At 71.3% G+C, this 9,962-nt stretch carries 9 protein-coding genes and 1 pseudogene; 6 read left to right on the top strand and 4 right to left on the bottom strand.

Features of this window, described 5'->3' with window-relative positions; all coding sequences use genetic code 11:
• Nucleotides 1–138 precede the first annotated feature (138 nt).
• The 3 genes from GTW43_RS13355 to GTW43_RS13345 are packed head-to-tail and all read right to left on the bottom strand — an operon-like array spanning nt 139 to nt 2,151.
• Complete coding sequence (locus GTW43_RS13355) at nt 139–687, bottom strand: cupin domain-containing protein (protein ID WP_161301883.1); 549 nt, start codon at nt 685–687, stop codon at nt 139–141.
• Nucleotides 688–715: 28 nt separating this feature from the next.
• Nucleotides 716–1,687 (bottom strand): TIGR03619 family F420-dependent LLM class oxidoreductase, encoded by a 972-nt coding sequence (locus GTW43_RS13350; RefSeq protein ID WP_161301882.1) that lies wholly within the window; start codon nt 1,685–1,687, stop codon nt 716–718.
• Nucleotides 1,688–1,692: 5 nt separating this feature from the next.
• Nucleotides 1,693–2,151, bottom strand: a complete 459-nt coding sequence (locus GTW43_RS13345) for a nuclear transport factor 2 family protein (RefSeq protein WP_161301881.1) — start codon at nt 2,149–2,151, stop codon at nt 1,693–1,695.
• A 178-nt stretch (nt 2,152–2,329) separates the two neighbouring features.
• Between GTW43_RS13345 and GTW43_RS13340 the strand changes: the two genes are divergently transcribed.
• From GTW43_RS13340 to GTW43_RS13320, 5 genes are all read left to right on the top strand, one after another.
• Entirely contained in the window at nt 2,330–3,238 is a 909-nt protein-coding gene (locus GTW43_RS13340) for an alpha/beta fold hydrolase (RefSeq protein WP_161301880.1), read from the top strand.
• 83 nt (nt 3,239–3,321) lie between these two features.
• The gene (locus GTW43_RS13335) at nt 3,322–4,716 is read left to right on the top strand and encodes an MFS transporter (RefSeq protein WP_343245992.1); all 1,395 of its coding nucleotides are present in this window, start codon (nt 3,322–3,324) and stop codon (nt 4,714–4,716) included.
• A 76-nt stretch (nt 4,717–4,792) separates the two neighbouring features.
• Nucleotides 4,793–5,089, top strand: a complete 297-nt coding sequence (locus GTW43_RS13330) for a muconolactone Delta-isomerase family protein (RefSeq protein ID WP_161301878.1) — start codon at nt 4,793–4,795, stop codon at nt 5,087–5,089.
• Between the two features lie 87 nt (nt 5,090–5,176).
• Nucleotides 5,177–6,457, top strand: coding sequence for a cation:proton antiporter (locus tag GTW43_RS13325; RefSeq protein WP_161301877.1), 1,281 nt, complete (start codon nt 5,177–5,179; stop codon nt 6,455–6,457).
• Between the two features lie 25 nt (nt 6,458–6,482).
• Complete coding sequence (locus tag GTW43_RS13320) at nt 6,483–7,583, top strand: winged helix DNA-binding domain-containing protein (RefSeq protein ID WP_161301876.1); 1,101 nt, start codon at nt 6,483–6,485, stop codon at nt 7,581–7,583.
• Nucleotides 7,584–7,673: 90 nt separating this feature from the next.
• Here the strand turns inward: GTW43_RS13320 and gcl are convergent, their stop codons facing one another.
• Complete coding sequence (gene gcl / locus GTW43_RS13315) at nt 7,674–9,461, bottom strand: glyoxylate carboligase (protein ID WP_202501396.1); 1,788 nt, start codon at nt 9,459–9,461, stop codon at nt 7,674–7,676.
• Between the two features lie 226 nt (nt 9,462–9,687).
• On the opposite strand from gcl, the pseudogene GTW43_RS13310 reads away from it, so the two are divergent.
• Nucleotides 9,688–9,962 (top strand): annotated as a pseudogene (locus tag GTW43_RS13310) (hypothetical protein); the annotation flags it as partial.

Below are 9,962 nucleotides of genomic sequence, written 5' to 3'. Positions count from 1 at the left end.
CTGAGCGCGCGGCGGCCGGCGTCCACGCAGCGCAGAGGGGCGCCGCCCGTCCGTCCGCACGGCAGGTGCGGCGGACGAGGCGGCGCCCTCGGGTGAAGCCTTGCGGGAGAGCCGTCCGGCCCGAACCGTCGTCCGGCCTCAGGCGGCCTGGTGCGCCGGTGCCTTCGCGCCGACGAAGACACTGGCCATCAGGGCCGGCTCGCCGCTGCGATTGGACCAGGCGTGCCGGTTGCCGCGCAGGACGACGCAGCTCCCGGGGGTCAGCCGGGTCTCGGAGCCGTCCTCCAGCTGAAGCCACAGCTCACCCTCGAGCAGGACCGACATGTCCACGGTGCTGGTCGCGTGGTGTCCCTTGTCGTCCGGGGTCAGGCACCCCAGCAGTCCGGGAAAGACCTCTTCGACCTCGGCGGCGAGCGCACCGGGATCGCCTTCCGGCCCCCGGTCGGACTCGGGCGGCCAGCGCAGGATCACGAACCGCATCCCGTCGACCTCGGGGAAGTAGGGGGCGAACGCGGCCTCGGTGCCGCCGTCGCCCAGGGGCGCGTCCTCGTTGCGTCCCCAGATCCGGTAGAACTCGACGCCGGGCAGCGCGCCCACGGTCAGCGGGGCGAGCGGCCCGCTCGCCTCGACCACCGAACTGCCGTCGGGCCGGCAGCCGGTGACCAGCCGCGAAATCGCATCGATCATGATGTCTCCAAGTCCTGTGGCATGGCCGCTACAGCGTCGCGGGCAGGGGGAGGTGCGTCGGGGCGAGCTCGCCCAGTGCCTCCTCGACGCGGCCGAGGGAGCCGGCCGGGTCCGCGTCGGGCCCGACGATCCGCGGATCGAAGTTGAAGTCGAGGAAGATCTCGGTGGCTCCCGCGTCGTACATCTCCTCGATGTCCGAGCGGATCTGGCCGATCGAGCCGTTGAAGGGAGAGCGGCCCGCGCCGAGCGCGTCGCCGAGGAAGACGGTCGCCCGCACGACGATGCGCAGGTCGTCACCGTGCCGGCCGGCACGCTCGGCCGCCGCGCGGACACCCGACGCGGCGCCCGCGACCTCCGCCACGGTGACGAAGCCGGGGCTGACCCAGCCCTGCGCCTGGCGCCCCGCTCGTGCCCACGCCTTCTCGGTGGAGCCGCCCAGCAGCAGCGGGAAGGCCGGCTGGACCGGCCGCGGGCGCACGAGCGTGCGGGGCAACTCGGTGAACTCGCCCTGGAACTCCGCCTGGTCCTGCTCCCACATGCGGCGCAGCACCTCCACGTACTCCAGCGTGCGGGCCACCCGTCGCTCCATGGGCAGGCCGACGGCCCGGAACTCCTCCTCGGACCAGCCCTGCGCCAGGCCCGCGTCGAGTCGTCCGCCCGAGACCCGGTCGAGCTGGATGAGCTGCTTGGCCAGGACCGCGGGGGCGAAGAAGGGGGCGTTGAGCACGGACACCCCGAGGCGTATCCGCTCGGTCTGTCCGGCCAGGAAGCCGAGTGTGACGAGGGGTTCCGCCACCCCGTGGTGGAAGGCGGGCTGGAAGTCGGACGACCACTCGGCGTCGTTGCTCTCCAGCGGGAAGAGCAGGCGGGTGAAGGTCCACAGCGATCGATAGCCGAGCGCCTCGGCCTGCTGAGCGACGCGTACCTGGGTGTCGGGAGTCGCCCAGGCTCCGGACAGGGGCACTCCCACACCGAGGGAACGGGCGGTGGTCTCCGGCACCGCGCTCACCCCTCGTCGGTGGTCGGGAACATGGCCCGACGCGCTTCGAGGGGGACCTGCTCGGCGAACCGGTAGGTGTCGTACAGCTCCCGGAAGAGCTTTATCCGGCCGTCCACCACGCGGAACAGACCGTGGTAGACGTTCGTGTACTCCTGCCCGCCGGGCTGCACGATCCGCCCCGTGTACTCCACCAGCGCCCACTCGGGGTCGGCGAAGGGCCGGGTCGAACTGACCGGCAGTTCGATGGACTCGGCGGCGCCGACCACCCCCGTGTAGAGGCTGCGCAGCGCCTCGGCCCCCTCGAGGCGGGTGGGGCTGCCCGGAGGGGCGAACGGCATCTCCATCACGACGTCGTCGGCCAGGCAGGCGAACGCCGCTTCGAGCTGTCCACCGCCGATCTGGTCCAGGAAGTAGCGGCCCACTGCCTGGGCGTCGCGCGGCGGGGCGAGCTGACCCTGCGTCATCTTCGTCTCCTTGTTCGGTGATCGGTCGAGAGTGACCGCGCCGTCGCCGGGATGTCAACAAGGAAGTCATATGGGATCATGCTGAAATGACTCACTGCTTGACATCGAGTCAATCAACTTGGTTAGCATGATGTGGCGAAGCGCGTCCGGCGCTGGCGCTACCTGGAAGGGAGACCTCATGAACCCCAACGGTGACGTGCGTGTCGAGGGGGTGGTGCTCCCCAGTGAAGGTGTCGATCTGCGCGGCGACCTGTACCGTCCGGCTTCGCAGCCGGCAGGGGACGCCTCTCCCGCGGTCCTTGTCGTCGGCTCCTGGCTCACGGTCAAGGAGCAGATGGCAGGCCGCTACGCGGCCGGGCTGGCGGCACGCGGCCTGACCGCCCTCGCCTTCGACTTCCGCGGATACGGGGCGTCCAAGGGCGACCCGCGCAGCTTCGAGTCGCCGGAGCGCAAAATCACGGACATCCTCAATGCCGTCGACTATCTGAAGTCCCGGTCCGACGTCGACGCCTCCCGCGTCGGTGCGCTCGGCATCTGCGCGGGCGCCGGGTACATCGCGGTCGCCGGCACCCGCAGCCCGCAGATCCGCTCGGTCGCCATGGTGGCGCCCTGGCTGCACGACGCTTCGCTGGTGCAGGACATCTACGGCGGCCCGGACGGGATTCGCGAGCGGATGGACCTGGGCGAGGCGGCGCGCGAGAAGTTCGAGGCGACCGGCGAGGTCGACTACATCCCGGCGGCCAGCGACACCGACGAACGAGCCGCCATGTACGGCCCGTTCGACTACTACCTGCAGGCCGACCGGGGCGCCGTCCCCGAGTGGGGCAACCGGTTCGCCGTCATGAGCTGGCCGCAGTGGCTGACCTTCGACCCCATCGCGGTGGCCCCCGACTGCACGGCCCCCACGTTCATGCTGCACAGCCCGGACGCCGCCGTGCCCGACGGCGCCCGCCGTTTCCACGAGGCCCTGACCGTGCCCAAGGAGCTGCGCTGGACCACGGGCTCCCAGTTCGACTTCTACGACCAGGAACCGACGGTCGGCCCGGCGCTGGACTCCGTGCGGGCCCACTTCGAAAGGACGCTGTGAGCAGGCGAAGTGCCGCAGGCTCTCCCTCCGGGGCAGTGGAGGCCGGCCCGCGGCCGGGTCTGAGTCCCAACGCCACCGTCCTCGTGGCGTGCCTCGCGTTCTTCGTGATCACGCTGGACACGACCGTGGTGAACGTCGCGCTGCCGAGCATCGGTGAGCAGTGGGACGGCCAGGTCTCGGCGCTGCAATGGGTGGTGACGGCCTACACGTTGCTGTTCGCCGCGCTGCTGCTCTCGGCGGGCGCGATCTCGGACCGCATCGGTGCCAGCAGGGCGTTCTCGATCGGTCTGACCGTGTTCACCCTGATGTCCGCCGTGTGCGGGCTCGCCCCCAGCCTGGACGTGCTGATCATCGCGCGGGCCGTCCAGGGCGCCGGAGCGGCGGTGATGATGCCCGCCTCGCTCGCTCTGGTGCGTCAGGCCTACGACGACCCCTCGCTCAGGGCGCGCGGAATCGCCTGGTGGACAGCGGGCGGCGGGGCCGCCGTCGCCGCGGGGCCCGTCGTCGGCGGCGCCCTGACCACCGGACTCGGCTGGCGGTGGATCTTCTTCATCAACATCCCCGTGGGCATCGTCGCGCTCGTCGGCATGCTGCGCGCCCCGCGATCCGCGCGCGGACAGGCGCCGATGGACCCGGTCGGCCAGATCACGGCGGTCCTCGCGCTCGCGGCCCTGGTCTTCGCGGTGATCAACGGGGGCTCCAGCGGCTGGGCGGCCCCGGCCACCATCGGCGGCTTCGTCGTCGCGGTCGTCGCCGCGGGGGTGTTCCTGGCCGCCGAGTCCCGCCAGAGCAATCCGGCCGTGCCCCTGACCTTGTTCCGCAACCCCGCGGTGGCCGTGTGCACCAGCACGGGCCTGGCGCTCAATCTGGGGTACTACGGCCTGGTCTTCGTCTTCACGATCTTCTTCCAGGAGCATCGTGGAGCATCGGCGCTCATGGCCGGCGTCATGTTCATCCCGATGACGGCCTTCACCACGCTGGTCAACCTGCTGGCGGGCAAGCTCACCAACCGCCACGGTCCGCGGCGCCCGCTGATCATCGGTCAGGTCATCCAGACGCTGGGCATCCTCGGCCTGCTCTTCGTCACCGAGGACACCCCGACGCCGCTCCTCCTGGCGCTGCTCGTCCCGTTGGGCATCGGCGGAGGACTGGCGATCCCGCCGCTGACCACGGCCATGCTCGAATCCGTGCCGCACGAGAGGGCGGGCCTGGCGTCGGGAGTGCTCAGTGCGGCGCGGCAGTTCGGCGGGGCCATCGGTGTGGCGCTGCTGGGCGCGCTGATCGCCGACTCGGCGCACTTCATGACCGGCATGCGCGTCAGCCTCGTCATCGGGGCCGCACTGCTGGTCGCCACCACGCTGGGGGTCGTCCGCTTCCTGCCCGCCGGTCATCAGCACGCCGACGCACCGGAGCCGGAACCCGCGATGGCGACGGCCGACCCGCTCGCCGCCCGTCCGGACGAGACACGAACGAACTGAGCGGGCGGCCCGCACCGCCACCGGCCGCGCGACGATCCGCGCGGTCCACCGACCGACCGACTGAAGGAGCACTGCAATGGACTTCATGATCCATCTCGACGGTTCCCGGGTGTACGACCTGCCCACGCAGGAGCGCGACGACGTCGTCAAGCGTGAGCACGCGCACGCCCACGAACTCATCGCCGCCGGTGTCCTGAAGCACATCTGGCGCGTGCCCGGCCAGCGCGGCAACGTCGGCATCTGGTCGGCCGCCGACGCGGACGAACTGGAGAAGGTGCTGGCGTCCCTGCCCATCCGCCCGTACGCGGATCTCCAGGTGACTCCCCTGGCCACCCATCCCCTCACCCTCGAGGCCGCCGAGCACCACGGCTGACCCGGCCACGAGTCCACCGACGCCCCTGGCCCCGCCCGGCCGGGGGCGTCGGCCTGTACCGGACGCGGCAACCGCCATGGAGGAGCGATGAGCAACGCCTTTGCGCTGTCCACCGAGGCGATCGTTCTGGCCGACGTCGCGATCGTGCTGCTCGCCGGCGCCGCACTCGTCCCCCTCGCGCGCCGGCTGCTCCAGCCACCGGTCATCGCCGAGATCACCGCGGGCATCATGCTCGGGCCCAGTCTCCTCGGACTGCTCCCGGGCCACCTGTCCGATCATCTCTTTCCCGCGCAGGCCCGCCCCGTGCTGTCCGGGATCGCCCAGATCGGCCTGGTCCTCTTCATGTTCCTGGCCGGGTGGGACATGGACCTGCGCCGCCTGCGCGGCCGCGGGACAGCGCTGACCTCCCTGGCCGCCGCCGCCATGCTGACGCCGTTCTGCCTCGGCGCCGCGACCGCCATGACCCTGCACGGCCCCTTCGGCCCCCACCGCACCGGCCGCGCCGCCTTCGTGCTCTACCTGGCCACCGCGTTCTCCGTCACCGCCTTCCCGGTCCTGGCGCGCATCCTGAAGGACCGGCAGATCGGCGACACGAGAGCCGGCCACCTGGCCCTGTCCTGTGCCGCCGTCGGCGACGTCGCGGCCTGGTGCGTGCTGCCCCTGCCCGTGGCCCTGGCCGGTTCGGGCAGGGCCGCGGACGCCGTCACGGTCCTCGCGCTGACCGGGGTCTTCGTCGCGGCCATGGTGCTTCTCGTCCGTCCCCTGCTGGCCCGCTGCGTCCGGGACGCGCCCCCCTCCGCCTTGTCGGCGGGGCTCACCGCCGGAGTACTGCTGGCCTCCGTGGCCACGACGGCGATCGGCATCCACGCCCTCTTCGGAGCGTTCGCCTTCGGCCTGGCCATGCCGCGCGACAGCCGGCACGCCGTGCGCGCGAGCGTGGCGGTCCCCCTGGGCCACGCCGCGAAGATCCTGCTGCCCGTCTACTTCGTGGTCACCGGTCTGTCCGTCGACGTCGGCAGTCTCGGCGCGACCGGCTTCGTGATGCTGGCACTGGTCGTATCGGTCGCCGTCATCGGCAAGTTCACCGGTGCGGCGGTCGGCGCCCGCCTGTGGGGAATGCCGTGGAGGGAGGCCGGTCTGTTCGGTGCTCTCATGAACACCCGTGGCCTCACCGAACTGGTGATCCTCGGCATCGGCCGCGACGTGGGCCTCATCGGTCCGCAGCTGTTCACGGTCATGGCCTTGATGGCACTCGTCACGACCGCCATGACCGGCCCGCTGCTGCACCGCTTCCGCCCGGCTGCCGCCTCCCCGGTCGGCCGTCACGTCCCGGTGCCGGACTCCGGAGCCAAAGCGGACACGATCTGACCTACTGACCCGCTACGGTCCCGGTATGACGACGAAGCCGATCACTGCCCGCGCTCTCGGACGGGCCACCCTGGAGCGTCAACTCCTGCTGCAACGCAGTCCGTTGGGCGTCGACGCGGCCGTCGCGCATCTGGTCGGACTCCAGGGACAGGAGGTCCGGCCGCCGTACCTCGCGCTCGCCGCCCGGCTCGACGGCTTCACCCCGGCGGACCTGTCCACGGCCCTGGAGGAGCGGCGCGTCGCACGGATCGTCACGATGCGCGGCACGCTCCATCTGCACACCGCCGACGACTGCATGACGCTGCGTCGGCTGTCCCAGCCCGGCCTGGAGCGGGAGCTGCGGCAGTTCCGCAAGGGGCTGGACGGCGTGGACCTCGACCGGCTCGCCGCCCTGGCGCGCCCGTACGTGGAGGAGGAGCCCCGCACCCCGCGTGAGCTCAGGCAGATGCTGGGGGAGTACTGGCCGGACGCCGACCCGCCGTCCCTGTCGGTCGCCGCCCGCTGCACCCTGCCGCTGGTCCAGGCGACGCCGCGCGGGCTGTGGCGGCGCAGCGGCGGGGTGCGGCTGACGACGGCGGGGCACTGGCTGGGCCGGTCGGACACCGAGGACGCCGACCTCGACGGGACGGTGCTGCGCTACCTCGGCGCGTTCGGCCCCGCCTCCGTGCGGGACTTCCAGCAGTGGGCCGGCATCACGCGCACGAAGCCGTCCTTCGAGCGGCTGCGCCCGCGCCTCGTGACGTTCCGCGACGAGCAGGGTGTCGAGCTGTTCGACCTGCCCGACGCGCCGCGCCCCGACGAGGACACGCCCGCGCCGCCCCGGCTGCTCGCCGAGTTCGACAATCTGCTGCTGTCCCACGCCGACCGCACGCGGGTCGTCCACGAGGCGGACCGGGGCCGCAACTGGCAGGTCAACACCGCCTATCTGACCTATCTCGCGGACGGCTTCCTGGCCGGACTGTGGACGCTCGACGAGCGGCCGGACGGCACCCGGCTCACCCTGCAGCCCTTCGGCAGCCCGGGCCGCGCGGAGCGCGAGGCGCTCGTCGCGGAGGCCGAGCGCACCGCCGCCGTCCTGGAGGCACCCGGGCCCGTCACCGTGGACTTCGGCGTCGTGCGCCCGTGAGGTGTCACGGAGCGAACAGGGGTGGGCCCCGGTTCCACGGAACCGGGGCCCACCCCTGTGACCTGCCGCCCCCGCGGGAGCGGTCGCGTGTCAGACCTTCAGCGGACGGATCGCCGTCGGCGCGTGGCCGGGCTCCGTCGCGAGCTCCTCGAACTCCGACACGTCGGAGATGTCGGCGGTCTTGCTCATCGCGATGTTCGTGATGCGCTCCAGGATCGCCTCGACGACCACCGGCACCTGGTGCTCCTGCGCGAGCTTCTTGGCCCGCTCCAGGGCCTCGCCGAGCTCGCTCGGGTCCGTCACGCGGATCGCCTTGCAGCCGAGACCCTCGGCGACCTTGACGTGATCGACGCCGTAGACGCCGAGCTCCGGGCTGTTCTGGTTCTCGAACTCCAGGTTGACCTGGAAGTTGATGTCCAGACCGATCTGCGCCTGGCGGATCAGGCCCAGGTAGGCGTTGTTGACCAGGACGTGGACGTACGGGATGCGGTGCTGCGCACCGACGGCCAGCTCCTCGATCATGAACTGGAAGTCGTAGTCACCGGAGAGGGCGACGACCTGGGTGTCCGGGTCGGCCTTGGCGACGCCGAGCGCGGCCGGGATGGTCCAGCCCAGCGGGCCGGCCTGGCCGCAGTTGATCCAGTGGCGCGGCTTGTAGACGTGCAGCATCTGGGCGCCCGCGATCTGCGACAGACCGATGGTCGTCACGTAGCGCGTGTCCTTGCCGAACGCCTTGTTCATCTCCTCGTAGACGCGCTGCGGCTTCATGGGGATGTTGTCGAAGTGCGTGCGGCGCTGGAGCGTCTCCTTGCGCTCCAGGTGGGAGGCGATCCAGGCCGAGCGGTCGGGGAGCTTCCCGGCGGCCTTGAGCTCCTTGGCGACCTCGACGAACAGCTCCAGCGCGGCCTTGGCGTCGGAGGCGATCCCGTAGTCCGGCGCGAAGATCTTGCCGATCTGGGTGGGCTCGATGTCGACGTGCACGAACTTCCGCTCGCCCTGGTAGACGTCGAGCTTGTAGCCGGTGTGACGGTTGGCCCAGCGGTTGCCGATGCCGAGGACGAAGTCCGACTCCAGGAAAGTGGCGTTGCCGTAGCGGTGGCCGGTCTGCTGGCCGACCATGCCCGCGTTCAGGTCGTGGTCGTCGGGGATCGTGCCCCAGCCCATCAGGGTGGGCACGACGGGCGTGCCGGTGATCTCGGCGAACTCGACCAGCAGGTCGCTCGCGTCGGCGTTGATGATGCCGCCGCCGGCGATGATGAGCGGCTTCTCGGACTCCAGGAGGAAGCCGATCGCCTTCTCGATCTGGGCCCGGGTCGCGGTCGGCTTGTAGACCGGCAGCGGCTCGTACGTCTCCGGGTCGAACTCGATCTCGGTCTGCTGGACGTCGATCGGCAGGTCGATGAGGACCGGGCCGGGGCGGCCGGAGCGCATCAGGTGGAAGGCCTGCTGGAAGACGCCGGGGACCTGCGCGGCCTCCAGGACGGTCACGGCCATCTTGGTGACGGGCTTGGCGATCGAGGCGATGTCGACGGCCTGGAAGTCCTCCTTGTGGATCACGTGGGTGGGCGCCTGGCCCGTGATGCACAGGATCGGGATCGAGTCACCGATCGCGGAGTAGAGGCCGGTGATCATGTCGGTGCCGGCGGGGCCCGAGGTGCCGATGCACACGCCGATGTTCCCCGGGTTGGCCCGGGTGTAGCCCTCGGCCATGTGCGAGGCGCCCTCGACGTGACGGGCGAGCGTGTGGTCGATGCCACCGCTGGCCTTCATGTCCTTGTAGAAGGGGTTGATGGCGGCACCGGGCACGCCGAACGCGTTGGTGACGCCTTCGCGCTTGAGGATCTCAACGGCCGCGCGGGCGGCGGTCATACGAGCCATGAGTGCTCCCGACTTGTGCTGTGACTGCTGTCTCTGTGTCCGGCTGTCGGATTCGCGCTCCCGTCGCGCCCCGCGGCGAGCTCTGAAGTCCGGGTCCTGCTGAGCATGCTCTGTATTTCCATAATGCGGAAACTAGGTTCTGCTATATGGAAGCAATGTAGAGGGGGGTCTCGGAGGCCGTCAAGGTGGATGATGAGACTCACGGAGGGGACGGAGGGGGTGGGTCATGGCCGATCCGGTACGGGTGAGCTGTCCCGCCTGCCGGCGTGAGCACCTGTTCGCGCCGCCCGTGCTGCCCTGTGCGTGCGGGGCTCCCGTGGCGCCGCCCGTGCTGCGCGACGCCGCCGCGGAGCCGGTGAGCGAGCGGACCTGGGCCGACGACTGGGTGACCCTGCGCTGCCCGGTGTGCGGCCGGCACGACCGCTGGCCCCGCCCGGAGCTGGGCTGCGACTGCGGCACCGTGCTGCGCGTCCCGGTCCAGGGCGACCCGGCGCCGGTCGT

The organism is Streptomyces sp. SID5785, from assembly GCF_009870065.1.
Classification (GTDB): Bacteria; Actinomycetota; Actinomycetes; order Streptomycetales; family Streptomycetaceae; genus Streptomyces.
Note: the sequence above shows the minus strand (reverse complement) of the source record. Positions and strands in the feature narration are given on the sequence as shown.